The organism is Chryseobacterium sp. HNCC26DJ241 (assembly GCF_057180505.1).
On record NZ_JBXUGL010000003.1, the window covers coordinates 57,124 to 82,430 of the forward strand.

Consider the following 25,307-nt stretch of genomic DNA (forward strand, 5'->3'; position numbering starts at 1 on the left):
ATCTAAAATCTAAAATCTAAAATTTAAAATCTAACAAATGTCAAATAAAAATAAATCAAGTAGATTTAGTAAAATCTCAATCGGGTTAGCTTCGCCGGAATCCATTCTTCAGGAATCCAGAGGTGAGGTGTTGAAACCTGAAACCATTAACTACAGAACGCACAAACCTGAAAGAGACGGTTTGTTCTGTGAAAAAATCTTCGGTCCGGTAAAAGATTACGAATGCGCCTGCGGAAAATATAAGAGAATCCGTTATAAAGGTATTGTTTGCGACCGTTGTGGTGTGGAAGTTACAGAGAAAAAAGTGCGTCGTGAAAGAATCGGACACATCAATCTTGTAGTTCCGGTTGCACACATTTGGTATTTCCGTTCTTTGCCAAACAAAATCGGATATCTTTTAGGATTACCTTCCAAGAAATTGGATATGATTATCTACTACGAAAGATATGTGGTTGTTCAGCAAGGTATTGCTAAAAAAGCAGACGGTTCCGATTTCGATGAAATGGAATTCTTAACGGAAGAAGAATATTTGGATGTTCTTGAAACACTTCCTATTGAAAATCAATATCTTGATGATTCTGATCCTAATAAGTTCATTGCAAAAATGGGAGCAGAAGCTGTTGAAGAATTGTTGAGAAGAATCGATTTGGACGCATTGTCTTTCGATTTAAGACATAAAGCTCACAATGAAGGTTCTAAACAAAGAAGAACTGAGGCTTTAAAAAGATTAAACGTTGTAGAAGCATTAAGAGGAGCAAACACAAGAATGATTAACCGTCCGGAATGGATGATTATGCGTGTTCTTCCTGTCATTCCACCAGAATTGAGACCATTGGTTCCGTTGGATGGAGGTCGTTTTGCAACTTCGGATTTGAATGACCTTTACAGAAGAGTAATCATTAGAAATAATCGTTTGAAGAGACTTTTAGAGATCAAAGCTCCAGAAGTAATCTTGAGAAACGAAAAACGTATGCTTCAGGAAGCAGTAGATTCATTGTTCGATAATACAAGAAAATCTTCTGCTGTTAAATCTGAATCTAACAGACCATTAAAATCTCTTTCCGATTCATTGAAAGGGAAGCAAGGTCGTTTCCGTCAGAACTTATTAGGAAAAAGGGTAGACTACTCTGCACGTTCCGTAATTGTTGTAGGCCCGAACTTACAACTTCACGAATGTGGTCTTCCTAAAGATATGGCTGCGGAACTTTACAAACCGTTCATCATCAGAAAACTGATTGAAAGAGGAATTGTAAAAACGGTAAAATCTGCAAAAAGAATTATCGACAGAAAAGAACCAGTTGTATATGATATTCTTGAAAATGTGATGAAAGGACACCCAGTTCTTTTGAACAGGGCACCTACGCTTCACAGATTGGGAATTCAGGCTTTCCAGCCAAAAATGATTGAAGGGAAAGCAATCCAACTACACCCATTAGTAACAACGGCATTCAACGCTGACTTCGATGGTGACCAAATGGCGGTTCACTTGCCGCTTGGTCCGGAAGCAATTTTGGAAGCTCAGTTATTGATGCTTGGTTCTCAAAATATTTTGAACCCTGCAAATGGTTCTCCAATTACTGTACCTTCTCAGGACATGGTTTTGGGTCTTTATTTTATGACCAAAGAAGCCAGCTCTACAGAAGATTACAAAGTAAAAGGTGAAGGTTTAGCGTTCTATTCTCCGGAAGAAGTGGAAATCGCTTATGCAGAGGGTCAAGTTTCTCTTAACGCAAAAGTAAGATGTAGACTTCCAATCAAAGAAGATGGAGAATTGGTAACTAAACTTACGAATACTACTGTTGGTAGAATTTTGTTCAACCAGATTGTACCTAAACAAGTAGGATATATCGATGAATTATTGACTAAAAAATCTTTGAGAAACGTTATCGGTAGAATTTTAGCGGATACGGATTTCCCAACTACCGTGAAATTCCTTGATGATATGAAAAATCTTGGATATTCCAATGCTTTCAAAGGTGGTCTTTCTTTCTCTCTTGGAGACATTGTAGTTCCTGCTGAGAAAAAAGCGATGATTGCTGCTGCTGTAGAATCTGTAGACGAAATTAAGGCTAATTATAACATGGGTCTTATTACCGATACGGAACGTTATAATCAGGTAATCGACGTTTGGACAAACACCAATGCCGGACTTACCGAAATGATTATGAGCAGAATGAAAACCGATCAAGGTGGATTCAATTCTGTATATATGATGTTGGATTCCGGAGCGAGAGGTTCTAAAGAGCAGATCCGTCAGCTTTCCGGAATGAGAGGTTTGATGGCAAAACCTCAAAAAGCAGGTTCAGTTGGGGCAGAAATTATTGAAAACCCGATTGTAGCAAACTTTAAGGAAGGTCTTTCCATCTTAGAATATTTTATCTCTACTCACGGTGCTCGTAAAGGTCTTGCCGATACCGCTCTTAAAACTGCCGATGCAGGTTACTTAACAAGAAGATTGGTAGACGTAGCACAAGATGTTATCATTACTGAGGACGATTGTGGAACATTGAGAGGAACAGAAGTTTCAGCATTGAAGAAAAATGATGAAATCGTTGAAAAAATCTCCGAAAGAATCTTAGGTAGAGTATCTCTTCACAATGTTTATGATCCTGAAACGGATGAAGTAATCATCAATGCGGATGAAATTATCAATGAAGATTTAGCTAAGAAAATTGAAGAAGCAGGACTTGAATTTGTAGAAGTTCGTTCTCCTCTTACTTGTGAAGCGAAGAAAGGGATCTGTGCAAAATGTTATGGACGTAACCTTGCAACAGGTAAGCCAATTCACATGGGAGAAGCAGTAGGTGTTATTGCAGCACAATCTATTGGTGAACCGGGAACACAGCTTACGTTGAGAACGTTCCACCAAGGTGGTACTGCAGGAAACGTTTCTGAAAATCCTTCAATCGTAGCAAGAAGAGACGGTATCGTTGAAATGGATGAGGTAAGAACTATTACTTCTGAAGATGAAAACGGTAATACTGCTGAAGTTGTGGTTTCACGTTCTACGGAATTCCGTTTAGTTGCTGATAACGAAACGAGAACTCCGTTAATGGTAGCCAACGTACCTTATGGTGCAATCTTAGCGGTAAAACCTGGTGATAAAGTGAAAAAAGGAGATACGATCTGTAGATGGGATCCTTATAACGCTGTAATCATTGCAGAAACTGCCGGTAAAGTAGAATATGAGGATATTATTCAGGGGGTTTCTTTCCAATTGGAAATCGACGAACAAACCGGTTTCGAGGAAAAAGTAATCTCAGAATCCAGAAATAAGAAAGCGGTTCCTACGCTTAAAGTTGTAGATTCTAAAGGGGTTGAACAAAAAGCATACAACCTTCCTGTTGGAGCTCACTTGATGGTAAATGATGGTGAAAAAATCAAAGCGGGTAAAATCTTAATCAAAATTCCAAGAAAATCTGCAAAAGCAGGGGATATTACCGGAGGTCTTCCAAGAGTTACCGAATTATTCGAAGCGAGAAATCCTTCTAATCCGGCAGTAGTTACGGAAATCGACGGTGTAGTTTCTTATGGAAAAATCAAGAGAGGTAACCGTGAATTGATCGTAGAAGCAAAAACCGGAGAAAGAAAAATCTATCTTGTGAAACTTTCTAATCAGATTTTGGTTCAGGAAAATGACTTCGTAAGAGCAGGTTCTCCACTTTCTGATGGTTCTATTACACCGGAAGATATCTTAAGAATCAAAGGTCCAACTGCGGTTCAGGAATATTTGGTAAATGAAATTCAGGAAGTTTACCGTTTACAAGGGGTGAAAATCGATGACAAGCATTTCGAAATCATTGTTCGTCAGATGATGACAAAAGTAGAAATTGTAGACGGAGGTGATACTCAATTCTTGGAAGGTGCTTTGGAACACAAATACGATTTCTTGGAAGAAAATAATAGAGTATTCGGATTGAAGGTTGTAGTAGAAGCAGGTGATTCTAAAGAATTCAAGCCTGGTCAAATGATTACTGCAAGAGAGCTTCGTGACGAAAATTCTAAACTGAAGCGTGAAGATTTGAAATTAATGGAAGTAAGAGAAGCGCTTCCTGCAACTGCAACACCTGTATTGCAAGGTATTACAAGAGCGGCTCTTCAAACGAAATCCTTCATGTCGGCAGCATCGTTCCAGGAAACTACAAAAGTATTGAACGAAGCAGCTGTAGCAGGAAAAGTAGACGAGTTGAACGGTCTGAAAGAAAACGTTATCGTTGGACACAGAATTCCTGCAGGAACCGGATTGAAAGAATATCAAAACGTAATCGTAGGTTCTAAAAAAGAATTTGAAGACCTTAACTAATATTTAATTATTTGGAATTTGAGGTTTGAAATTATTTTTATACTTTCACAATCTCAAATTTCAAATTTCAAACAAAAATAATTTAAAAAAATGGACAACAATCAAAATCCACAAGACGGAAACATTAACATTGAACTTAATGAAATGGTAGCAGCAGGAGTTTATGCAAACTTAGCTTTGGTAAATCACTCTCCTTCTGAATTTGTAGTAGATTTCATCCAGTTAATGCCTGGAGTTCAGCAAGCTAAAGTAAGAAGCAGAGTAATTCTTGCTCCTCTTCATGCAAAAAGAGTTTTGGCTGCTTTGCAACAGAACATTAACAATTATGAGCAACAATTTGGTGAAATCAAAGAAGTTGAGCCTTTCGTTCTTGGAGGAAATAACGTACAAGCATAAAATATTTTTAAATATTTGAACGTAACCCAATCTTTTTAAGGTTGGGTTTTTTAATTTCATTAAAATTGTTCCTATTGAATTTGTGCTATTGATTTTTAATTTAAAATGTTTCAGTATATATTTACTGCAAAATTTATTTCTGAAAATTATTTTTTTGACTCAATAATCTTTCTTTTATTTATTTTATACCATTGAATATTAAATAAATAGCGAAAATTATTCATTTGATGCTAAATGAAAACCCGACAAATTATTGTGTTCACCTCTGAGAAATATTTTCTCATTTTTTAATATTTTACTAAATTTGATAAAAATTCTCAGATAAATTCAAAATATACTTGCGTATGAGAAAAATCTTTATGTTTATGTCCTTTATTCTATTTAGTTATGCTTTCTCTCAGGAAGACCTGCTAAAGGATATAGATACCATACAAACCACAGAAAATTTTCAACCTGCTTTCAAAGCATTGCAAATAGTAACTGCACAGTCTACAAAACTTCCGGCTAAAAAGGAATGGTATATTATTGTGGCGCATCGTTTTGGAGATGTAAGTTCCGGTCTGAAAAACTTTTTTGGCTTAGATGATGCTTCTACCAAATTAGGTGCTATTTATGGAGTGACTGATGGGATTTCGTTGAGTTTATCAAGAGAAACCAATATGAAGACTTTTGAGTTGGGTGCAAAGTATAGATTGCTCCGTCAGAATGATAAATTTCCTTTTGATGTTGTAGGTTATAATGTAATAGCAGTAAATACAGAGTTGGATAAAGATAACTATCCGAATATTAAGTTTGGAGATAGAATGTCTTATCTTACTCAAGCTCTTATTTCCAGAAGAATTAATGATAATTTTTCATTACAGCTTACTCCATCTTATGTTCATAAAAATTTATATGAACCAAATATTGAGAATAAAGATCAGTTTTTGGCAGGTTTAGGAGGTCGTTATAAAATTTCTAAAAGAGTATCCATTAACGCTGAATATTTTGTAAACTTTGATGAACATGATTACTATAAAAACCCTCTTTCATTAGGGTTGGATATAGAAACGGGAGGACATATTTTTCAGCTTTTATTTACCAATTCACAGCTTAATTCTGATATAGGATATCTTACTAACGCTACTGGAGATTGGGGAAAAGGTCATTTTTATTTCGGGTTTAATCTTTATAGAGTTTTTTAAGATGAAAAGATTATTATTCATAACATCAGGAATTTTAGGAATTGCTTTAATTTCTTGCGAAAGCCGAACTTACGAAGAAATTTCGGATAACACGCCAATTACAACTACCGTAAAGTATACTACAGACGTAAAGCCTATACTAGAAAACAATTGTGTAAGTTGTCATTCTTCAAAAGGAGTTGCATCTTTTTTACCATTGGAAACTTATGATCAGGCAAAAGGAAATATTGATGGAATTTTGGATAGAATACAGCGTCCAAATGGCGATCCGGAAAGAATGCCGCAAGGTGGATCACTTTCAGCAAGCCAAATTAATATTTTTGCTAAATGGAAAGCAGATGGACTTTTAGAAAACTAAAAAAATAAGAAATGAAAAAAATTGTTTTAATAATAGTAATGTCTCTGTTTTCTGTTTCTGGATGGGCACAAAAATACAGCTCCAAAACAGGTAAAGTGACTTTTGAAGCATCAGTTCCTCTTTTTGAAGATGTATATGCGGAAGATAATAATAATGTAATGGTACTAAATGCCGATACAGGTGATATGGCATCCATTTCAGTAGTTAAGAATTTTAAATTCAAGGTGAAATTGATGGAAGAACACTTCAATGAAAGCTATGCAGAATCAGCAAAACATCCTAAAGCTTTATTCAAAGGTAAGATTTTGAATTTTGATAAATCTAAATTGACTGCAACACCACAAAAATATACTGTTCAAGGAACTCTTAATTTTCATGGAGTAGATAAAGCAGTTTCTTCTTCAGCCACTATTTATTCCAAAGATGGAAAAATATATATGCAAGGAGGATTTGTTGCAAAACCAGCAGATTATAAAGTAACAATTCCCAAAATGGTAACCAAGAAGATAGCTGAGAATATAAATGTAGAATACAATTATGTTCTTGTAAAACAATGAAAAAATTAGTTTGCATATTTAGTTTATTGTTATGTTTTAGTTTTTTTTCAGCACAGGAAAAGCTAAAATCCGTTTTTGATATTGCACGAAGCGGAACATTAACTGAACTTAAAGAATTGATGAAACAAAATCCAGATGTCATTAACCAAACTAATGAAAATGGATTTTCACCATTGATTTTAGCTTGCTATAGAGGAAATACGGAAGTTGCCAATTTTCTTATAGATAATGTGAAAGATATCAATTATAAAAGTACAGAAGGTACTGCTTTAGCAGGACTTTCCGTAAGATATAATAAGGAACTGACAGAACATTTGTTGAAGAAAAATGCAAATCCCAACATTGCGGATACGATGGGAACTACACCATTATTTTGGGCTGTAAAGTCTGGAAATAAAGAATTGGTAGAATTGCTATTAAAATATAATGCAGATAAATCATTAAAAGATTCTATGGGGATGACAGCATTTGAATATGCTTTGAAAACAAATAATACAGAGATTATTAACCTTTTAAAAAATTAAAATATGAAAAAAACTTTACTCGCCTTTAGTATAGCCTTAGCTAATTTTGGCTGGGCACAATTTTCTTCCGGAACAGTATCTCTTCCTACTGCTGCCATGACAGTTAAATTGGATGTAAATGCTACCACTGTAACACTTACAGTAACAGGTAACAGCAATTCTATGCTTGCAATTGGTTTTGGAAGTAACGGAATGGCAAGTGGAGCAGATGGTTTTATTTACAATACTACTGCCAATAGAGATTATTCTTTTAATGGAGTGGGAGTTACTCCTTCTGCTGACGCAGCTCAAGATTGGACGCAAACATCCAACACAGTTTCTGGAAGTACTAGAACAGTAGTGGCTACAAGAAGCCGTACTGGTGGAGCCGGAGATTTTGCTGTTCCTAATGCAGCAGGAACTATTGATATTTTTTATGCAAGAAGAGCAGGGACTACAAGTATTGGAAACCATGGCGCGAATAGAGATTATGCAACCTTAAATATGACCGCAGTATTAGCTACTGGTGAGGTAGCCAGCCAAAGCAAAAAGGTATCGTTTTATCCAAATCCGGCAAAAGAAGTGGTTAGTTTTAAAAATTCTGAAAACATCGAATCTTTTTCATTATTTGAAGCAACTGGAAGAAAAGTATCTCTAAAGACAACAAGTCTGGAAAACATAAATGTATCTTCATTAAAAAGTGACGTTTATTATTTTGAAATAAAGATGAAAGACGGTAGTACAGCGTATGAAAAATTAATCAAGCAATAACAAATGACCGGAAACTTTTCCGGTCTTTTTTTATGGAATCATATATGTACGAAAATCCAACATTTTAATCTTTCCCGAATCCAAAAGCAAAATAAGATTTTCCCGGATTTTTTCTTTTTTATGGAAGTTTAGTTTGATAAATAATTCTTCAAGAGTTGAAGGTTTTTGTTTCAATAATGTGATGATTTCATTCGTAAGATTTGTACTAAAAAAGTCTTCATTTTTATTGATGCATACATTGCAATTCTGGCAATTTTTCGAGTTTTTTTCTCCAAAATATACCAAAATCATTTTCTTCTTGCAGATAGAATTTTCCTGAATATAAAATTTCATTTCCTCCCATTTCTGAATTTTATTTCTCTGAATCTGCTGAAAAAGACGCCACCATTTTCCTTCAAAACTGTTGTCATTTCTGGGAACAAGAAATTTAATGCTGGCTTCAGAGCCATCAATATATTCTAAATATTCTTTTTGTTGTAATTCTGAAAAACGTTCTTTTAGTAATGAAGATTCTGTTCCAAATTTTGATACTAATTTTTCTTCATTGAAATACACTTTATGATTGGTAAAACCTTCCAGATTTCTCATTAAAAGTTCTATAAAATAGGAATCTTTTTTGGCTAAATTTTCATATTCTTCAAAAGGGATTTTCAGTTCAAGGGTTGATAATGTTTTATTCTGATTATAAAAAATGATTTCCTGATTATGTAGAAAAGTGAGAATATTCCTAATTTTTGGAATAGAAATATAAGTCAGATTTTTAATTTTCTGAATATTAAATTGATGAAATTTTTCTGAAATATCAAAATCAGCAATCTGAAAAATAGAGTAGAGGTAAGAAATTACTTTCAGAAATTCGACTTTATTTGGAGTTTGATGCTGAAGAACATCGTCGATATTTTTAATTTCCTGTTTATTCCAAAGTAAAATTGCAGTGCTGTTTTGTCCGTCTCTTCCTGCTCTTCCAATTTCCTGATAATAATTTTCCAAAGATGCGGAAGGAGAAAGGTGGATTACAAATTTTACATTTTCTTTATCTATCCCCATTCCAAAAGCATTAGTGGAGACTAAAACGCTATTATTACTACTGATCCAGTTTTTCTGCCGTTTGTTTTTTTCTTTTGCGGGTAAGCCTGCATGAAAATAATCTACATTTTGAAAATTTCTTTTCTGTAGAAATGCAGCAAGTTCTTCAGCTTCTTTTCGCGTTCTTGTATAGATGATTCCGGAAGTGGGATTGAACGTAAGAAAATCCGAGATGTAGGAATATTTGTCTCCAATTTCTTCTGTAATAATCCTGATATTTTCACGATTAAAACTTTTTTTGAAAATCTGTGGTTGATGTAGTTCCAGCTTATTAATAATCTCCTCAAGAACTTTTGGAGTAGCTGTTGCAGTTAGAGCAATACAGGGCACGTTTTTGAATTCTTTACGGAAAGTTTTTATGTTCTGATAACTTGGCCGAAAATCTTGCCCCCATTCCGAAATGCAATGAGCTTCATCTACAGCTATAAATGAAATATCAATAGATTCTATATTTTGTAAAAATACGGAATGGATAAGTCTTTCCGGTGAGACATATAATATTTTAATAATACCTTCTCTACATTGATAATAGATATCTTCTGCAGTAGCATCATCAAGTTCTGAAGATAAGTATTCAGCTTTAATTCCTTTATTTTTAAGCTGACTAACCTGATCTTTCATCAAAGCTAATAAGGGAGAAACGACAAGACAAATTCCTTCTAAACATAAAGCAGGAAGCTGGTAGCAAAGCGATTTTCCACCGCCTGTTGGTAACAAAACCAATGTATCTCTTCCAGAAATTATAGTATCGATAATTTCTTCTTGAGGAGAACGAAAATTTTCGAACCCCCAAAAATTATGCAAGGCCTCTTTTTTTATTTTTTGATAAGATGCATTAGAATTCATGTGATAAAAGTAAGCAATAAAACAAAAAAGTCGCACATCATGTGCGACTTTTTGAGATATAATAATTTATATTATTTAGCTTCGAAATAAACCCTTCTGTTAGCTCTGTTTTTCCATTCAGGACATTTAGTAGCTGGGTCACATTCAGGATATTTAAGATTTTTCTCACCTCTACCAATAGCTTCCAATTTAGAAGAGTTCACACCATTTTGGATCAAATAATTTTTAACATTATTTGCTCTTCTTTCAGAAAGTTTTTGGTTATAAGCTTCAGAAGCTCTTGTATCTGTACCACCAATCACACTATAAGAACCATCAGTAGAATTGATATAACTTACAGCATTATTAAGAATCGGAGTATTAGAAGGTAAAATTCTGTCAGAATTTAAATCAAATTCAATTCCTTCTAAAGCAGTTTCAGATGTAGGAACAAAACCAGATCCGTTATTATTATTGCTTCCTGCAGGTGGACATCCATTATTTTCAACAGGTCCAGGAACAGTAACACACTTATCATAAAGATCAATTACACCATCTAAATCAGCATCTAAAGCTACACCAGCTCCATCTACTCTTGCTCCAGCAGGAGTATCAAGTTGTCTATCCCAATCATCACAAACTCCATCATTGTCGGCATCTCCTTTTTTACAAACTTCAACATCTTGGTTTTTATCCGCTAAGACATCAAGTTTATAATAAATTTCTTGAAGTGGATCATGCCAGAAAAGGTGAGATTGGTGTTTTCCTAATTTTAAAGTAAGACCTAAAGTAGCATTGAAGAAGTTATCAGAAATCTGTTCTTCTCTTTTATTTACAGCACTATATTGTTCACCACCACCATCAAATTCATCATCACCAGTCACAACATACATTACTCTTCCTTCCAAGTCTAGTCTTCTGGAAACTTTATATTTTACAGCAGCACCAGCCTGACCAAAGAAAGAACCAATTTTGAAAGGTTTTGTCTCTGTCATCAAAGCCTGTCCACCTAAAGTTTGACTTTTTTGGTAAGCTCTGTATGATAAAGTACCAATACCTGCATAACCATGAAGTGCCCATCTGAATGGAGACTTATTATCGACTCTTCTTAATAAATTTGAGAAATTGATATCTCCTAATAAAGAGATTGCATCATACTGAGTTCTACCAGCTACCTGATTAAATCCTGTTGCTGTAGTTGCAGCGGGAATCGGATCTTTAGTATTGAACCAACCTTGTTTGGTTTCACCTCTGTCATATTGAAGTTTTAATCCGAAGGCATGAGTAATAGCCTTATCAATACTTAAATATGCAGAATAACCAAAAACGTTTTTACCATTACCGTTTTTCAGTGAAGTCAAATCGGCAGACTGAACTAAAGGTACACCAGCACCTACAGATATAGACCAATCATTAAATCTTTTCGACTCCTTAGTAAAAGGAGATACATTTGCAGAACCGGATGAAAAGGTATTTGGATAACCTTCAGAAGATACTGCTACTGAATCTTGTGCATATATTGCAGCTGGTAATACTAGTGCTAATGCAGCAATTTTTAAATTTAGTTTCATAATTTATGTAATATTTTTTTTATTAAAAAATTGTGAAGTGTTTTTAGATTATTATTTCTGAATAAAATAAACACGTCTGTTAGCCTCATTTTTCCATTCAGGGCATTTAGTAGCAGGGTCGCATTCAGGGTATTTCAAATCTTTTTCACCATGTCCTTCCGCTATAAGCATTCCTGATTTTACACCTTTGTCTGTCAAATATTTCACAACAGCTGCTGCTCTTTTTTGAGATAAGGTTTTGTTGTATGTTTCAGATCCTCTTGTGTCAGTAGCTCCTACTACTAAAAATTGACTATTCTGATCTAAAGTTTTTACAACATCTACAGCATGGTTAAGTTTTTCAAAAGATTGAGGTCTGATTTTATCACTATTCAATTCAAATTCAATTCCTTCAAAATCTTTGTTTATTATTTCTACAGAAGCTACTGGGGAAGGTGCTGGTGGAGGTGTAGCTACAGGACAACCGTTATTTTCAACAGGTCCAGGTACGGTTACACATTTATCCAGAAGATCAATAACTCCGTCAAGATCCATATCAAGAGCAACACCTGCTCCATCAACTCTTGCACCTGCTGGAGTATCTAATTGTCTATCCCAATCATCACAAACACCATCATTATCATTGTCTCCTTTTTCACAAACAACCAAATCAGTCTTTTTGTTTTCTAGAGCGTTTGCTCTGTAATATGCTTCTTGTAAAGGATCATGCCAAGCTAAATGAGTTTCATGCTTCCCAATTTTAAAAGATAACCCAAGATTCACAGTAAACATATCATCAGATTTACTGTCATTGATGAGGTTATAAGCAATACTTGGCGGAACTTCCTCACGGCTTAAATCTCCACCACCATCAAATTCATCATCCCCACTCTTCATGTACATGGTTCTTAGCTCAACATCAATTAATTTGGAGACGTTATACTTCAGTCCTAAACCTCCTTGGTAAAAAAATGAAGCAATATCCAATTTTTGATCTGTTTCAATTGGAACTCTTCTAGGATTATCGCTCCATCTGGAATTATTTTGATCTAGGAGCAAAGTTTGGTAGCTTTGAAGTCCTATACCTGCGTATCCATGAAGCGCCCATCTGTAAGTTGAATGATTATCAACTCTTCTAAGCAAATTGGAAAAATTAATATCTCCAAGTACAGAAATTTGTTGGTACTTTGTCCAAGCATCAGCAACACCTGCTAATACACCATATTGACCAGGAAGCTGTCCTTTTTGATTTGTTTTTCCCATTTGGTATTGGAGACTTGCACCAAATGTGTGTGTAATTTGCTTGTCTAAACTTGCATAGACATTCCATCCCCAATTAATATCTTTTCCATAGAAGGAAGTAAGATCTGAAAATGTCATAAATGCTGCACCGCCTCCTACTGAGATTGCCCAATCATTAAATCTTCTTGCCTGATTATTAAATTCATGAACATTGGCCGAACCTGATGAAAATGTGTTCGGATATTTATCCTGAGAGGCTACAGAACTACCGTCTTGTGCATATATTGCTATAGGCAAAGACATCAGTAATAATAAATTTAATTTCATATTTTATGCTTGTATTTATGCTTTTATGATTTTTAATTCTTCAATTAAAATTTTTGAAAATGTTCTTTCCTGTAAGTGCTTAAAATGAGGGATTTGAAGCCTTTCACACTTATAAAAAAGATTAGAATACTTTACAATATCAATATCAATAATCCTATCTGAAAAATATCCAATAACTGAAGAATCTTTATCTCTACCCATATTTACTTCAATTTCCTTTATAATTTTTAATAATTTAAAGGGTGAAAGAGTTGTTTCTATCAGTAGTGCAAAATTAAGAAAATAATTGGAACTACAAAACTCAACAGGTTCTGTTTCTAAAAATTCAGATTTTCTTACTATTTTACCGACTTTTTTTTCAATCTTTTTTATTGCAGTCAAAATATTTTTTTTTCGGTCTCCGATATTTGATCCTAGTAACAAAATGACATTATATTGCGACATATTCTGAAAATTGGTTTTTATATGAAAAGTTTTTTAAAAATTGTATTTGCTAATATTGTTGCTATTCTTATTCTTTGTTTTTTATTTTTAGTAATGACAGTTCTGATGTTTGCAGTAGGTGCTGCAGGTGATAAATCAAAAGTAAATGTAAAGAAAAATTCTGTCCTTACTCTTGATTTTCATACTAATATAATAGATAGTCCATCGGAAGATCAGGAAGAGCTGTTTGCATTTAAAGATAAAGCAAAAAACGTTATGGTATATGATATGATAGAAGCAATCAAAAATGCCAAGACGGACAATGATATTGCCGGAATTAGTATCGAAACGGATAATATTCAGGCTGGAATTACACAAATAGATGATATTCGCGCTGCTCTTGAAGATTTTAAAAAATCTGGAAAATTTGTTTATGCTTATGGTAATAATGTTTCACAAGGCGCTTATTACTTAGGATCTGTTGCAGATCAATATTATCTGAATCCGGCAGGCGGAATTGATCTGAAAGGTTTGGCTGCTGAAGTTACTTTTTTCAAAGATTTTATTGATAAATATGGTATTGGTGTGGAAGTGATCCGTCATGGTAAATATAAGGCAATGGTGGAACCTTTCTTGCGTAACGATATTTCACCTGAAAATCAGGAACAACTTTCGGTATTGCTAAATGATGTCTGGAAGAATATCTCTCAGAAAATAAGTACGTCAAGAAAAATAGATGCAGCTCAGTTTAAAACTGCCGTAGACAGTTTATATGGAACAATTCCAGACCTTAGTGTTCAGTATAAATTGGCGGACAAAATGCTTCAGAAATCGGAATATCATCAAATAATTAAATCTAAGCTGAAACTTTCCGAAAAAGATAAATTAAATAAAATTTCATTTTCTAAATATATAAATTCGTTTAAGGATGAAAAAGATGATCCTGACAATCAGGTAGCTGTTTTGTATGCATCAGGAGGTATTAGTAACGGAGAAGGTTATGATGCTATTCATTCAGAAAATTTTGTAAAATATATTAAGGATTTGGCTGAAGATGATAAAGTAAAGGCTGTCGTTTTCAGGATTAATTCTCCTGGCGGAAGTGCGAATGCTTCTGATGAAATCCTTTTTGAGCTTCAACAATTAAAAAATAAGAAGCCTGTCATCGTTTCCTTTGGTGATTATGCTGCATCTGGAGGATATTATATTGCAATGGCAGCAGATAAAATTTATTCGGCACCCAATACATTTACAGGATCTATAGGTGTTTTTGGAGTTGTACCCAATTTTAAAAATATAGCGAATAAAAACGGAATCCGCTCCGATGTCGTTCAGACTAATGCTAATTCAGCAATGTACACTCCTCTCAATGGACTATCTTCAGGAGCTTTGAATATTATGACTCAAAGTGTTGAAAAAACATATAAACGTTTTGTTTATTTTGTTACCCAAAATCGCAAAAAAACTTTTGAACAGATAGATAATGTTGGGGGAGGAAGAGTATGGACAGGAACTAGAGCTAAAGAATTGGGACTTGTAGATGAATTAGGAACATTGCAAGATGCTATTAATTATGCAGCAAAACAGGCAAAACTTTCCAATTATAATGTCGCTTCCTATCCAAAGAAGACAACAGTATTCGAACAATTATTTGAAGATATGGATGAAGATGAAGTTTCTGCTAAAATTCTTAAAAATAAATTGGGAGAAGATGGGTATAAAACTTTTGAAATGCTTACTAATCCTAAAATCAAAAATAGCGTGGTAATGGAAATGCCTTTCAAAATGAGTTTCTAAAACATATTTAATATTCACAAAAAAAATCGTTTCAAATTGCTGAAACGATTTTTTTATTTTAAAATGTTATCCACGTTTTGTAGCCATTCCGTACAGCCAAAGAACAAGTAATGCTCCTCCAATTGCAAGAATCCAGCTTCTGAAATTCCAGAAAGAACTTACGTCTCCCCAGTGTAAAATGTACACACCGATAGCTCCTCCTACAAATGCACCTATGATTCCTAAAATGATGGTCATAAGCCAACCTCCTCCTTGGTTTCCAGGCATAATAGCTTTAGCAATTGCTCCTGCAATAAGACCAAAAATGATCCAAGTGATAATACCCATAGTTTTAAATTTTTTAAGTTAATATTTAGTGATGATAGTTAAAAATAGTAATCCTGATTTTAAGATTAAAGTTATTGAAATTTTATAACAAAAAAATAAATACTGAAATCATTTTTTTCTGAAAAATGAATCGACAAATTCCCTTCCGTTAAAAAGTTGCAGATCTGTCATTTTTTCTCCGACTCCAATATATTTTACAGGAACTTGAAACTGATCCGAAATTCCGATTACAACGCCACCTTTTGCAGTACCATCAAGTTTGGTTACGGCAAGAGCATTGACTTCTGTAGCAGCGGTAAATTGTTTCGCTTGCTCGAATGCATTTTGTCCGGTAGAACCATCCAAAACTAAAAGAATTTCGTGAGGAGCATCCGGAATTACTTTTTGCATCACTCTTTTAATTTTTGAAAGTTCGTTCATTAGATTTACTTTATTATGCAATCTTCCGGCGGTATCAATAATGACAACATCTGCATTTTGGGCAACAGCACTTTGGACGGTATCAAAGGCAACAGATGCAGGATCACTTCCCATGCTTTGTTTTATAATTGGTACACCAACTCTTTCACTCCAGATCGTAAGCTGATCGACAGCAGCAGCACGGAATGTATCTGCAGCTCCCAAAACCACTTTTTTTCCTTGAGATTTAAACTGATGAGCCAATTTTCCTATTGTTGTGGTTTTTCCGACACCATTTACACCTACTACCATTATAACATACGGTTTTTTGGTTTCGTCGATGTTTCCGGTTTCGGAATGAGGATTTTCTAAAAGAAGATCGGAGATTTCTTCCCTTAGAATTCTATCTAATTCGTCAGTATTTATATATTTATCTCTTGCGACACGATCTTCTATTCTTTCAATAATTTTAATTGTTGTAGCTGCTCCTACATCGGAAGCTATAAGAATTTCTTCAAGATTGTCAAGAACTTCATCATCTACTTTACTTTTTCCGACTACGGCTTTCGTCATTTTTTCAAAAAATCCGGTTCTGGATTTTTCTAATCCCTGATCTAAAGACTCTTTTTCTTCTTTATTGAATATTTTTTTAAACCAACTCATTTTATGAATTACGAATTATAAGTTATGATTTACAAATATTTGTAAACAGCAAAGCAAAGATAACAAAAAAACTATCCAGAAATTTGGATAGTTTTTGTATTTTATCTGAAGTAAAATTATTTTTTCAAATAAGCGTCTACTTCATCAGCATTCATTACTTTTTCTTCGAAAATGTAAGCTCCGGATTTTGGAGATTTTACCATTTTCACTACTTTGGTCATTTTTTTAGACTGACCTGATTGTAGGGTTGCTACTACTTTCTTTGCCATTGTAAAATATCTTTAGAGATGATTACTTAATTTCTTTGTGTACAGTATACTTTTTCAAAACTGGGTTATATTTTTTAAGCTCCAGTCTGTCTGTAGTATTTTTTTTATTTTTAGTGGTGATGTATCTGCTCATTCCAGCCATTCCACTTTCTTTATGTTCTGTGCATTCAAGGATTACTTGAACTCTGTTCCCTTTTTTTGCCATGATTTCTTAAAATTATTTAATGAATCCGTTTCTTGTTGCTCTTTCCAAAGCCTCTTCAATACCAATCTTGTTAATTACTCTCAATCCATGAGCTGAAACTTTTAAAGTAACGTGCTTATCTTGCTCCGGAAGGTAAAATTTCTTCTCCAATAAGTTAATTTCAAAACGTCTTTTCGTTTTGTTGTTAGCGTGAGAAACGTGGTTACCAACCATTGCACGCTTTCCTGTTATTTGGCAAATTCTTGACATATCTCGATGTTCTTACTTTACTATTTGAGTGTGCAAAATAACGAAGAATTTTTGAGATAGACAAACTTTTAAAAATTATTTTTTCAAATATTTTGAAAATGTTATCCATAGCCCATCAGGAAACTGAATGTAATGATTCCGAGAACGATAAATGATATAAGAACGTAGGTGTAATCTTTTTCTTTGAGGTAGCCGATCAATGCAAAGATTATTCTTACAACAGGTGTAAAAATAAGCAATAAAATTCCTAATTGTATAATACCCATCCCTTCAAATCGAGTCAATGAGATCCAGAAATGATAAAAAACCTTTTCGTGTACTATTTCCAGATCTTCGTAATTTTTGGGCATTTTGAATCCTTCCAGAAATAGCTTTACAAAACCAATAAGCGAAACCGTTACAGACAATATAACTCCCATTCGCAAAAGATTACCAACAGAGCGATTCAGATCCAAATCTGTAAAATGTTTTCTTCTCATTTGAAGTTTTTGTTTATTCCGTTGTACATCATATAAATAGAAACTATAGTTACCACAATAGCAAAAAATACTTTCAATTTTTTGGTTTTGGATATCATTAATGTTTTAGAACCAATATAGCTTCCTACAATTACTCCGATCAAAACGGGGGCTGTAATAGCAGGAATAATTTCTCCTCTTTGAAAATAAATCAATGTACTGGCAACTGCTGTTACACCAATCATAAAATTGCTGGTGGTGGTAGAAACTTTAAAAGGGAGCTTCATCATGTTATCCATAGCCAGAACTTTCAAAGCTCCGGAACCAATTCCTAAAAGTCCAGACATTATTCCGGCAAAACACATCATCAAAAATCCTGGAATCGTATTTCTGGCAGAATAGCTTTTTATAATTCCGCCTTTGTCGGGAAAAGTACCATATAATTTTAATTTTTGTTCCAGACTTCCATCAATAATGGGTTCTTGATGATCGGGTTTGCCTTTTAGATTCATCAGTACTGTAAAGATCAAAAGACTTGCAAAGATAATGGCTATTGTATTTCCATTAAGATGTCCGGAAATAAGAGCACCACCAACAGCTCCTATGGTTGTTGCAATTTCTAGAAACATTCCCACCCTCATATTGGTAAATCCTTCTTTTACAAAAGCAACGGCAGCTCCGGAAGATGTCCCAATTACAGAAATCAGGGAAGCTCCAATTGCAAAATGTACCGGAACATCAAAACCTAATGTAAGAAGCGGAATAATAATAATACCACCACCTAAACCTGTAAGTGAACCCAACAGTCCTGCAAAAGCAGCACCGAGAAATAGAATAATGATTTCTGACATATTACAAATATAATCAGAATGGAATTTTTGTGCAAAAAAGAAAATGAAAATTTTACAACATAAAAGTCTATAAAATTAGTATAGTAATAGATTTTTCAAATTTTTCTGGTAAAATTTCAATTATGAATTTTTAAATAAAAATCCAAAAAAAGTTGTTTTTTAATAAAAATCATTTTCTTTTCGGATGGGGTAAAGTGCTTTTGTTTTGTCTTTTCTGTATCCATTGGAACAAAAAATAAAAAAGTAAAAATCCTAACGAAAAAATAGAAATCCGTGAAAGCAAATCTCCTGCTTTTGTGTAAAAAGTTTTGCCTTCATAAAGATTTATTTTCGCAAAAAGAGCCGTTTTATCGCCATACAAAGTATCTTCCAAAATTTCACCTTTTGCGTCAATATGTGCAGAAATTCCGCTGTTGGCAGACCGTGCAATTTCTCTTCGGTTTTCTATGGCTCTCAATCTTGCATACGAAAGGAGTTGTCGGTGTCCTTCCGTTACTCCCCACCAAGAATCATTGGTCATAATTCCTAAAAAATTAGCACCTTTTTTTACATATTCGGTGGTGAATTCTCCATAGATGCTTTCGTAGCAAATAATCGGAGCTATCTTTCCTTTATTATAAGGGTTGGAAAATGCCAATCTTTCTTTATCAATTCCTAAAGATGCGACAGTTCCGCCAAGATTCAGCATTGCATCGCCCAAAATTGGTTTTAAAACATTCATATAAGGGAAAATTTCTACACCCGGAACTAATTTTCCTTTATGATACACTTCTATTTTTTTGTTGGGAATGATCTGAACTGCAGAATTGTAACTTTCTACCCAAACTCCGTTGTTGATTTCGTAAGCATTATCCGGTTTTTCGTTTTCATTCAGAAAAAAACGATGTGAAGAAATACCGGTTTCAAAAACAGAATTCGGATGTTTCTCTAAAAAATTTTTGACATTATTTAAAAGTATACTTTTCTCAAATCCTGTTTCGGAAATAGAACCACTTCCGGGAATTGAAGTTTCCGGAGCCATGTAAAAATCTATTTTTCCGGTAGAATTTTTTTCAGCGAGTGTCAAAAGTTCGTTTTCAATAGTGAGACTGTCTTTAGAATATTTTTCATTGTAAGGATCAAGATCAGGCTGAAGCATCAGAACATTTACTTGCCCAATCGGTTTTTCATCAAACGAATGATACTTTACCAAAGAAATAACCATTGGTAAAATAATTAAAGCTGATACAATGGCAGAATTTTTAATTAAATCTTTTCTCTTTCTTCCAGCTTCAAAAATTCTGAAAGTATAGAAAACAAGAACATTAACAAGCAAAATCCAGAAACTTCCGCCGGTTGCACCCAAAGTATCGTACCATTGAATCAGTTTTGGATATTCTGAAAATACATTTCCTAAATTCAACCAAGGCCAGGTTAATTCCCAACCCAAATGAAATTTTTCAAAACTCATCCAGATTGCAACAAAAAATGCAAGTCCCCAATATGTTCCCTGTGCATTTTTATACCAATGATAAAGCTGGAAAACCAAAGAGTACAATAAAGAATTCACCAAAACCGGAAACAGAACGGCCATCAAAGAATGACTTCCGTCAGGATTTTTAGAACCATACAACCAGCCAGTTGTTACGATATTCCAAATAATGAAGCATAGATAAGAAAGCCCGAAAATAGCCCATCCTTTTCTTTTGATTTTTGAAAATTTGGAAATATCATGTTCCATCATCAGAAGCGGAACAAGTGCAATGAATATGAAAAACGGAACTCCGTAAGTTGGCCACGAAACACTCAGTAAAAGTGCGGAAATCAGTGATAGAAAAATGTATTTCATTTAAAAAAATTGACTTGCAAATTTACTATTTTTTGAAATGAATTATCTTTGTTTTGATGTTAAAGAAAATTTATAGAATTTTAATAATTCCCTACACTTTATTTTTGTTGTATCTCATGTTTTTTGGATTTGGGAGAACTCAGATGAATGATAATATAATACGGATAGAACCTGTTTTTTCAACGATCACTTTTGCTGAACAAAGTATAGCATTGAATAATTTTAAAAATGTAATTGTCAATGTTTTAGGGAATATTGTAATGTTTGTTCCTTTTGGATTTTTAGGTTGGTTATCCCCAAAATTTCAGAATTTTAAATCATTGATTTTATCTTTTCTTTCGGTATTAATAATTGTTGAAGCTCTTCAGTATTTTACCAGATTGGGCGTTTTTGATGTAGATGATATTTTACTGAATTTTTTCGGAGTTTGGATTGGTTTTTTGATTTTTAAGAAAATAGATAAATTTAAACCACAAAAGTCACAAAAGTTAAAAAAAGCTGCTAACAAATAATTTCAGAGATTAAAACGAGAAGATTTTATATGTTTTTATTCTTCAGGATAACTAAAAAATAAAAATCTTATATACCTTTTGTGGTTAAAAATAAATTATTTTTGCGGCATGAAATCATTAAAAGTATTATTCTTCGGGACTCCGGATTTTGCAAAAACTTCTTTGGAAGCAATTCATCAGTCTCATCATAAAGTAGTAGGCGTTGTTACAGTTGCCGATAAAGCGAGTGGTCGTGGACAAAAAATCAATGAATCACCCGTAAAAAAATATGCAGTAGAACAAAATCTGCCGGTTTTTCAGCCTGAAAAACTTCGAAATCCTGAATTTTTGGAACAAATGAGAAATCTGGATGCAGATGTTTTTGTAGTGGTTGCTTTCCGAATGATGCCGAAAATGCTATTCGAAATGCCAAAAATCGGAACTTTCAACCTTCATGCTTCACTTTTGCCGGATTATCGTGGTGCAGCTCCCATCAATTTTGCGATTATTAACGGAGAAGAAAAAACAGGAGCTACTACTTTTTTTATCAACGAAAAAATTGACGAGGGAAATATTCTTCTTCAGGAATCTTTAGAAATTTTCCCTGATGAAAATGCAGGAAGTCTTCATGATCGATTGATGGAAATGGGAGCAAAACTGGTGGTAAAAACATTGGATGGACTTGCTGAAAATTCCATTGAAGAAAAACCGCAACCTTTTGTGGAACATCCGAAAAATGCCTTCAAAATTTTCAAAGAAGATATGAAAATCAATTGGAACGAAAGTACCAAAAAAGTATATGATTTCATTCGCGGAATGTCACCTTATCCTGCTGCTTTTACTTCTTTAAAAATTGGCGATGAAGAAAAAGGACTGAAAATTTTCAGAGGAAATTATGAAGTGAAAGAACATCAGAAGCAAGCCGGAGAAATTATTATTTCAAAATCTGAATTCGGAATCTATACAAAAGACGGAATTTATTTTCCGCTGGAAGTTCAGCTCGAAGGAAAAAAACGAATGGAAGTGAAAGATTTTCTAAATGGATTCCAAAGTTTTGAGAATATAAAACTGGCTTGATTTTTCAAGCCAGTTTATTTTAGTTTTTCTTTTATTTCGTTAAATCCTGATAGTATTCCTTCATAATATTTTCCTTCTTTGAATTTGGGAATAATACTGTTGTCAATGATTTTTTTAGTTTCATTATCAGATAATTTTTTCTGAATTCCTGAACCAAAACGGATACTTAGCTGATGCTGATTTTTATCGATCAAGAAAATAAGTCCGTTAAATGTATCATCTTTTCCAAATCTCCAATCTTCTAAAATTTTATCTCCCAAAATGTTGATATCTGAGAAAGGCTGAATTGATTTTACTGTAACAATTCCTACTTCATTTGAAGTTTGATTGTCAAAGTCCGTTAAAATTTTTTCCAGATTATTTTCTTGTTCTATAGAAAGAATATCGTCATAATCATTGACATATCCCGATTGATTTTCAAATCGGTATTCTTTTGGAATTTCGTTAGTTGAAATTGTTGGTACTTGTTTACAGGAAACAATAATCAGAAGTAATAAAAATTTTAAAATTTTCATTTCACAGATTATCTATTTATCAACACAAAGGCACCATTTCCGTAACTTCTACACCATAACCGGAAACCAAAGGTTTCTGATTCGGATTCTGACTGATAACACGAAATTTATTAATTCCTAATTTTTTCAGAATCTGAGTTCCGATTCCGTATTCCATATAGTTGGCGGAAAGAGTAGGGCGCTGTTCTTGTCCATCCTGAAAATCCAGAAATTGCTGAAGTTTTCGCATGGTTTGTTCTGCATTGGAAACATTATTGATGAAAATTATTGCGCCTTTTCCTTCTTTGTTGATGATATTGGTTACTTTTTCCAAAAGTGGTTTTTCTCCATTTATAAGTCGGGACAAAACATCAAAATAGGCACTTGAACTTTGTACTCGTACCAAAATTGGCTCATTCAGTTCCCAAGTTCCTTTGGTGATAGCAAAATGGATCTGATCCGTATGTTTTTCCTGAAAAGCATGAAAATCAAATTCACCATAATGTGTTTTTACTTTTCGCTCTTCAATTTTATTCACAAGATCTCCTTTTTTCAATTGATAATCAATCAGATCTTCAATGGAAATAATTTTCAGATTTAATCTTTGAGCCATTTCTACTAATTCCGGTAATCTTGCCATTGATCCGTCTTCGTTCATAATTTCACAAATAACACCACCTTCTTTTAGTCCGGCTAATTTTGTTAAATCAATTGCAGCTTCCGTATGTCCGGCTCTTTTCAAAACACCACCGGATTTTGCACGAAGCGGAAAAATATGACCGGGACGCATAAAATCGGTTGGTTTTGTTTTTTCGTCCATCAAAGCTAAAATGGTTTTTGCTCTGTCACTTGCAGAAATTCCGGTAGAAACACCATCTCCCAATAAATCTACGGAAACTGTGAAAGCTGTTTCTTTCGGATCACTGCTTCTGGTTACCATAATATCCAAACCAAGCTCGTCACAACGTTTTTCAGGAAGTGGAGTACAGATCAATCCACGTCCGTGAATGGTCATAAAATTGATGATTTCGGGAGTTGTAAGTTCAGCAGCAGAAAGAAAATCGCCTTCGTTTTCACGGTCTTCATCATCCACTACAATGATGACTTTTCCGTTTTTCAGATCTTCGATCGCTTCCGGAATGGTATTAAGTTGTATATCGGTCATTTTTATTTTAAATTTTTTGCAAAGATAGAGCAATTGCTTGCATTGGACAATGAGTTCTGATTTATTTCGCAAATGATTGTTTTCTATTCCTTTGCCTTGAAACAAAAGAACCAAAAGCTCAAGACCATAAAACCTAGCCCAAAATTTAATTTTCTTAATGCTTCCGCTTTCTTTGTCGAAAAATAAATGAAAAAGGCTTAGTCTTCTACGTTTTTGTAAATATCTTTTGTATGTCGCTCCATCCATTTTGTAGAATCAGCGATTTCCGTCCAGCCGAATTTTTTATATAATTCGTGAGCATCACCAGTAAGTAAAATCCATCTTCTTAAACCCTGAAGTTCAGAATGATTGGAAATGATTTCCATTAACCATTTGGATAAACCCAAACCTCTGTATTCTTCCAAAATATAAACGTCGCCCAAATAAGCAATTGTAGCAAAATCGGTAATAATTCTTGCGAAACCAACTTGTTCATTATTCTTATAAACACCAAAACAAAAGGAATTTTCAATGGATTTTTTTACAGTTTCCAACGGAATGTTTTTGCTCCAATAGGCTTTCGTAGAAAGAAAATGATGAACAGATTCTATATTTATTTTAGCTTTATCCGTAGAAATTTCAAAACCATTTTTGTAGAAAGATATATTTTCCATTTAATGAAAATTAATTGTTCAGTTCTTTTGCCCGATTTTCCGCAGCGAGAATTCCTTTTTGGAGCGTTTTCTTTAAATGGTTTTCATCAAAAGTTTTCAGAGCGGCTTCTGTAGTTCCGCCTTTTGAAGCGACATCTTTGATTAGATCTTCCAAAGATTTTTCAGAATTATTAATTAAATGATAGGCTCCAAGCATGGTTTGTTTCACAAATAATTTGGAAAGATTTTCATCAATTCCCATTTCAGTTCCGGCTTTTATCATCGCATCCACAATATAATAAAAATAAGCGGGTCCACTTCCTGAAAGTGCAGTAACACCATCCAAAAGATTTTCTTCTTCCAGATAAACGGATCTTCCGGTACTGTTCATCAGTCTTTCTATCTGAATCAGCTGATTAAAAGAAATTCCGGGAGCAGCAGTGTAACCGGTGATTCCCATTCCGAGAAGAGTAGGAGAGTTGGGCATTGCACGAACCACCAGATCATGATTCAAATTTTTCTGAATTTTTTCGATGGAAATTCCTGCCATGATTGATAAAACCAACGATTTTTCAGGAATTTGAAAAGGAAGATTTTGTGCTACAAAAGCAAAATCCTGAGGTTTTACAGCAACAATAATTAAATCGGAATCCAAATTCTTCACTTCATCAAAAGAGGAAATCTGAGAATCGGGAAATGTTTCCAGAATTTTTGCTTTTTTCTGTTGGTTTCTAGTGATGAGGTGTAGATTCTGAGGTTTGATGAGCTCATATTTCAAAAAAGATTTTGAAAAAGATAAGCCCATTTTTCCTGCTCCAAGAACAGTGATTTTCATAAATTTTTAAAAATTAATTTTTTATTTTATAGATGCTTCGAC

At 33.9% G+C, this 25,307-nt stretch carries 26 protein-coding genes; 10 read left to right on the forward strand and 16 right to left on the reverse strand.

Annotation, left to right across the window (positions count from 1 at the left end; genetic code table 11):
• Window positions 1-37: 37 nt before the first annotated feature.
• The 7 genes from rpoC (at window position 38) to AC2A1C_RS03515 (ending at window position 8,072) form a co-directional block, all read left to right on the forward strand.
• The gene (gene rpoC / locus AC2A1C_RS03485; RefSeq protein WP_484023504.1) at window positions 38-4,303 is read left to right on the forward strand and encodes a DNA-directed RNA polymerase subunit beta'; all 4,266 of its coding nucleotides are present in this window, start codon (window positions 38-40) and stop codon (window positions 4,301-4,303) included.
• Window positions 4,304-4,393: 90 nt separating this feature from the next.
• The gene (locus AC2A1C_RS03490) at window positions 4,394-4,699 is read left to right on the forward strand and encodes a DUF3467 domain-containing protein (RefSeq protein ID WP_484023506.1); all 306 of its coding nucleotides are present in this window, start codon (window positions 4,394-4,396) and stop codon (window positions 4,697-4,699) included.
• A 344-nt stretch (window positions 4,700-5,043) separates the two neighbouring features.
• A complete protein-coding gene (locus AC2A1C_RS03495) occupies window positions 5,044-5,883 on the forward strand; it encodes a DUF5777 family beta-barrel protein (protein ID WP_484023508.1) in 840 nt (279 codons plus the stop codon).
• 1 nt (window position 5,884) lies between these two features.
• Complete coding sequence (locus AC2A1C_RS03500) at window positions 5,885-6,241, forward strand: c-type cytochrome (protein WP_484023510.1); 357 nt, start codon at window positions 5,885-5,887, stop codon at window positions 6,239-6,241.
• 11 nt (window positions 6,242-6,252) lie between these two features.
• Window positions 6,253-6,798 carry a YceI family protein gene (locus AC2A1C_RS03505; protein WP_484023512.1) on the forward strand — a complete coding sequence of 182 codons (546 nt, stop codon included), beginning with the start codon at window positions 6,253-6,255 and terminating at the stop codon, window positions 6,796-6,798.
• Window positions 6,795-7,322: an ankyrin repeat domain-containing protein gene (locus AC2A1C_RS03510; protein WP_484023514.1), complete on the forward strand. Its 528-nt coding sequence runs from the start codon at window positions 6,795-6,797 to the stop codon at window positions 7,320-7,322. The genes AC2A1C_RS03505 and AC2A1C_RS03510 overlap by 4 nt, the downstream gene beginning before the upstream one ends.
• A 3-nt stretch (window positions 7,323-7,325) precedes the next feature.
• Window positions 7,326-8,072, forward strand: coding sequence for a T9SS type A sorting domain-containing protein (locus AC2A1C_RS03515; RefSeq protein WP_484023516.1), 747 nt, complete (start codon window positions 7,326-7,328; stop codon window positions 8,070-8,072).
• Window positions 8,073-8,102: 30 nt separating this feature from the next.
• Here the strand turns inward: AC2A1C_RS03515 and AC2A1C_RS03520 are convergent, their stop codons facing one another.
• The 4 genes from AC2A1C_RS03520 to folK form a co-directional block, all read right to left on the reverse strand.
• Window positions 8,103-10,004 carry a RecQ family ATP-dependent DNA helicase gene (locus AC2A1C_RS03520; protein WP_484023518.1) on the reverse strand — a complete coding sequence of 634 codons (1,902 nt, stop codon included), beginning with the start codon at window positions 10,002-10,004 and terminating at the stop codon, window positions 8,103-8,105.
• 71 nt (window positions 10,005-10,075) lie between these two features.
• Window positions 10,076-11,554, reverse strand: a complete 1,479-nt coding sequence (locus AC2A1C_RS03525) for an OmpA family protein (protein ID WP_484023520.1) — start codon at window positions 11,552-11,554, stop codon at window positions 10,076-10,078.
• Between the two features lie 51 nt (window positions 11,555-11,605).
• Window positions 11,606-13,102 (reverse strand): OmpA family protein, encoded by a 1,497-nt coding sequence (locus AC2A1C_RS03530; protein WP_484023522.1) that lies wholly within the window; start codon window positions 13,100-13,102, stop codon window positions 11,606-11,608.
• Between the two features lie 15 nt (window positions 13,103-13,117).
• A complete protein-coding gene (folK, locus tag AC2A1C_RS03535; protein ID WP_484023524.1) occupies window positions 13,118-13,546 on the reverse strand; it encodes a 2-amino-4-hydroxy-6-hydroxymethyldihydropteridine diphosphokinase in 429 nt (142 codons plus the stop codon).
• A gap of 21 nt (window positions 13,547-13,567) precedes the next feature.
• On the opposite strand from folK, the gene sppA reads away from it, so the two are divergent.
• The gene (sppA, locus tag AC2A1C_RS03540) at window positions 13,568-15,322 is read left to right on the forward strand and encodes a signal peptide peptidase SppA (protein ID WP_484023525.1); all 1,755 of its coding nucleotides are present in this window, start codon (window positions 13,568-13,570) and stop codon (window positions 15,320-15,322) included.
• A gap of 66 nt (window positions 15,323-15,388) precedes the next feature.
• Here sppA and AC2A1C_RS03545 read toward each other — a convergent pair whose 3' ends face one another.
• From AC2A1C_RS03545 to lnt, 8 genes are all read right to left on the reverse strand, one after another.
• Window positions 15,389-15,649, reverse strand: a complete 261-nt coding sequence (locus tag AC2A1C_RS03545; RefSeq protein WP_484023527.1) for a GlsB/YeaQ/YmgE family stress response membrane protein — start codon at window positions 15,647-15,649, stop codon at window positions 15,389-15,391.
• 108 nt (window positions 15,650-15,757) lie between these two features.
• Window positions 15,758-16,711 carry a signal recognition particle-docking protein FtsY gene (gene ftsY, locus AC2A1C_RS03550; RefSeq protein WP_484023529.1) on the reverse strand — a complete coding sequence of 318 codons (954 nt, stop codon included), beginning with the start codon at window positions 16,709-16,711 and terminating at the stop codon, window positions 15,758-15,760.
• Window positions 16,712-16,827: 116 nt separating this feature from the next.
• Window positions 16,828-16,980: a DUF4295 domain-containing protein gene (locus tag AC2A1C_RS03555; protein WP_484023531.1), complete on the reverse strand. Its 153-nt coding sequence runs from the start codon at window positions 16,978-16,980 to the stop codon at window positions 16,828-16,830.
• A 22-nt stretch (window positions 16,981-17,002) separates the two neighbouring features.
• Window positions 17,003-17,185, reverse strand: a complete 183-nt coding sequence (rpmG, locus tag AC2A1C_RS03560; RefSeq protein ID WP_484023533.1) for a 50S ribosomal protein L33 — start codon at window positions 17,183-17,185, stop codon at window positions 17,003-17,005.
• 12 nt (window positions 17,186-17,197) lie between these two features.
• The gene (gene rpmB / locus AC2A1C_RS03565) at window positions 17,198-17,434 is read right to left on the reverse strand and encodes a 50S ribosomal protein L28 (protein WP_484023535.1); all 237 of its coding nucleotides are present in this window, start codon (window positions 17,432-17,434) and stop codon (window positions 17,198-17,200) included.
• Window positions 17,435-17,535: 101 nt separating this feature from the next.
• The gene (locus tag AC2A1C_RS03570; protein ID WP_484023536.1) at window positions 17,536-17,913 is read right to left on the reverse strand and encodes a DUF1634 domain-containing protein; all 378 of its coding nucleotides are present in this window, start codon (window positions 17,911-17,913) and stop codon (window positions 17,536-17,538) included.
• Window positions 17,910-18,743 (reverse strand): sulfite exporter TauE/SafE family protein, encoded by an 834-nt coding sequence (locus AC2A1C_RS03575; protein WP_484023538.1) that lies wholly within the window; start codon window positions 18,741-18,743, stop codon window positions 17,910-17,912. Before AC2A1C_RS03575 ends, AC2A1C_RS03570 begins: the two co-directional genes overlap by 4 nt.
• Window positions 18,744-18,912: 169 nt before the next feature.
• Window positions 18,913-20,571 (reverse strand): apolipoprotein N-acyltransferase, encoded by a 1,659-nt coding sequence (gene lnt / locus AC2A1C_RS03580; protein ID WP_484023540.1) that lies wholly within the window; start codon window positions 20,569-20,571, stop codon window positions 18,913-18,915.
• Between the two features lie 56 nt (window positions 20,572-20,627).
• Between lnt and AC2A1C_RS03585 the strand changes: the two genes are divergently transcribed.
• Window positions 20,628-21,083 (forward strand): VanZ family protein, encoded by a 456-nt coding sequence (locus AC2A1C_RS03585; protein ID WP_484023542.1) that lies wholly within the window; start codon window positions 20,628-20,630, stop codon window positions 21,081-21,083.
• A gap of 108 nt (window positions 21,084-21,191) precedes the next feature.
• Window positions 21,192-22,139, forward strand: a complete 948-nt coding sequence (gene fmt / locus AC2A1C_RS03590) for a methionyl-tRNA formyltransferase (protein ID WP_484023544.1) — start codon at window positions 21,192-21,194, stop codon at window positions 22,137-22,139.
• A gap of 14 nt (window positions 22,140-22,153) precedes the next feature.
• On the opposite strand, the gene AC2A1C_RS03595 is transcribed toward fmt, so the two are convergent.
• From AC2A1C_RS03595 to proC, 4 genes are all read right to left on the reverse strand, one after another.
• A complete protein-coding gene (locus tag AC2A1C_RS03595) occupies window positions 22,154-22,654 on the reverse strand; it encodes a TPM domain-containing protein (protein WP_484023546.1) in 501 nt (166 codons plus the stop codon).
• Between the two features lie 19 nt (window positions 22,655-22,673).
• On the reverse strand, window positions 22,674-23,798 hold the full coding sequence (gene ribB, locus AC2A1C_RS03600) for a 3,4-dihydroxy-2-butanone-4-phosphate synthase (protein WP_484023647.1): 1,125 nt from the start codon (window positions 23,796-23,798) through the stop codon (window positions 22,674-22,676).
• 197 nt (window positions 23,799-23,995) lie between these two features.
• Complete coding sequence (locus AC2A1C_RS03605) at window positions 23,996-24,451, reverse strand: GNAT family N-acetyltransferase (protein ID WP_484023548.1); 456 nt, start codon at window positions 24,449-24,451, stop codon at window positions 23,996-23,998.
• Window positions 24,452-24,461: 10 nt separating this feature from the next.
• Window positions 24,462-25,265 carry a pyrroline-5-carboxylate reductase gene (proC, locus tag AC2A1C_RS03610; RefSeq protein ID WP_484023549.1) on the reverse strand — a complete coding sequence of 268 codons (804 nt, stop codon included), beginning with the start codon at window positions 25,263-25,265 and terminating at the stop codon, window positions 24,462-24,464.
• Between the last annotated feature and the right edge of the window lie 42 nt (window positions 25,266-25,307).

Bases quoted from the DNA above. Each gene is read 5' to 3' on its own strand.
- rpoC (WP_484023504.1), top strand. From the start codon at position 38: ATGTCAAATAAAAATAAATCAAGTAGATTTAGTAAAATCTCAATCGGG.
- AC2A1C_RS03490 (WP_484023506.1), top strand. From the start codon at position 4,394: ATGGACAACAATCAAAATCCACAAGACGGAAACATTAACATTGAACTT.
- AC2A1C_RS03495 (WP_484023508.1), top strand. From the start codon at position 5,044: ATGAGAAAAATCTTTATGTTTATGTCCTTTATTCTATTTAGTTATGCT.
- AC2A1C_RS03500 (WP_484023510.1), top strand. From the start codon at position 5,885: ATGAAAAGATTATTATTCATAACATCAGGAATTTTAGGAATTGCTTTA.
- AC2A1C_RS03505 (WP_484023512.1), top strand. From the start codon at position 6,253: ATGAAAAAAATTGTTTTAATAATAGTAATGTCTCTGTTTTCTGTTTCT.
- AC2A1C_RS03510 (WP_484023514.1), top strand. From the start codon at position 6,795: ATGAAAAAATTAGTTTGCATATTTAGTTTATTGTTATGTTTTAGTTTT.
- AC2A1C_RS03515 (WP_484023516.1), top strand. From the start codon at position 7,326: ATGAAAAAAACTTTACTCGCCTTTAGTATAGCCTTAGCTAATTTTGGC.
- AC2A1C_RS03520 (WP_484023518.1), bottom strand. From the start codon at position 10,004: ATGAATTCTAATGCATCTTATCAAAAAATAAAAAAAGAGGCCTTGCAT.
- AC2A1C_RS03525 (WP_484023520.1), bottom strand. From the start codon at position 11,554: ATGAAACTAAATTTAAAAATTGCTGCATTAGCACTAGTATTACCAGCT.
- AC2A1C_RS03530 (WP_484023522.1), bottom strand. From the start codon at position 13,102: ATGAAATTAAATTTATTATTACTGATGTCTTTGCCTATAGCAATATAT.
- folK (WP_484023524.1), bottom strand. From the start codon at position 13,546: ATGTCGCAATATAATGTCATTTTGTTACTAGGATCAAATATCGGAGAC.
- sppA (WP_484023525.1), top strand. From the start codon at position 13,568: ATGAAAAGTTTTTTAAAAATTGTATTTGCTAATATTGTTGCTATTCTT.
- AC2A1C_RS03545 (WP_484023527.1), bottom strand. From the start codon at position 15,649: ATGGGTATTATCACTTGGATCATTTTTGGTCTTATTGCAGGAGCAATT.
- ftsY (WP_484023529.1), bottom strand. From the start codon at position 16,711: ATGAGTTGGTTTAAAAAAATATTCAATAAAGAAGAAAAAGAGTCTTTA.
- AC2A1C_RS03555 (WP_484023531.1), bottom strand. From the start codon at position 16,980: ATGGCAAAGAAAGTAGTAGCAACCCTACAATCAGGTCAGTCTAAAAAA.
- rpmG (WP_484023533.1), bottom strand. From the start codon at position 17,185: ATGGCAAAAAAAGGGAACAGAGTTCAAGTAATCCTTGAATGCACAGAA.
- rpmB (WP_484023535.1), bottom strand. From the start codon at position 17,434: ATGTCAAGAATTTGCCAAATAACAGGAAAGCGTGCAATGGTTGGTAAC.
- AC2A1C_RS03570 (WP_484023536.1), bottom strand. From the start codon at position 17,913: ATGAGAAGAAAACATTTTACAGATTTGGATCTGAATCGCTCTGTTGGT.
- AC2A1C_RS03575 (WP_484023538.1), bottom strand. From the start codon at position 18,743: ATGTCAGAAATCATTATTCTATTTCTCGGTGCTGCTTTTGCAGGACTG.
- lnt (WP_484023540.1), bottom strand. From the start codon at position 20,571: ATGAAATACATTTTTCTATCACTGATTTCCGCACTTTTACTGAGTGTT.
- AC2A1C_RS03585 (WP_484023542.1), top strand. From the start codon at position 20,628: ATGTTAAAGAAAATTTATAGAATTTTAATAATTCCCTACACTTTATTT.
- fmt (WP_484023544.1), top strand. From the start codon at position 21,192: ATGAAATCATTAAAAGTATTATTCTTCGGGACTCCGGATTTTGCAAAA.
- AC2A1C_RS03595 (WP_484023546.1), bottom strand. From the start codon at position 22,654: ATGAAAATTTTAAAATTTTTATTACTTCTGATTATTGTTTCCTGTAAA.
- ribB (WP_484023647.1), bottom strand. From the start codon at position 23,798: ATGACCGATATACAACTTAATACCATTCCGGAAGCGATCGAAGATCTG.
- AC2A1C_RS03605 (WP_484023548.1), bottom strand. From the start codon at position 24,451: ATGGAAAATATATCTTTCTACAAAAATGGTTTTGAAATTTCTACGGAT.
- proC (WP_484023549.1), bottom strand. From the start codon at position 25,265: ATGAAAATCACTGTTCTTGGAGCAGGAAAAATGGGCTTATCTTTTTCA.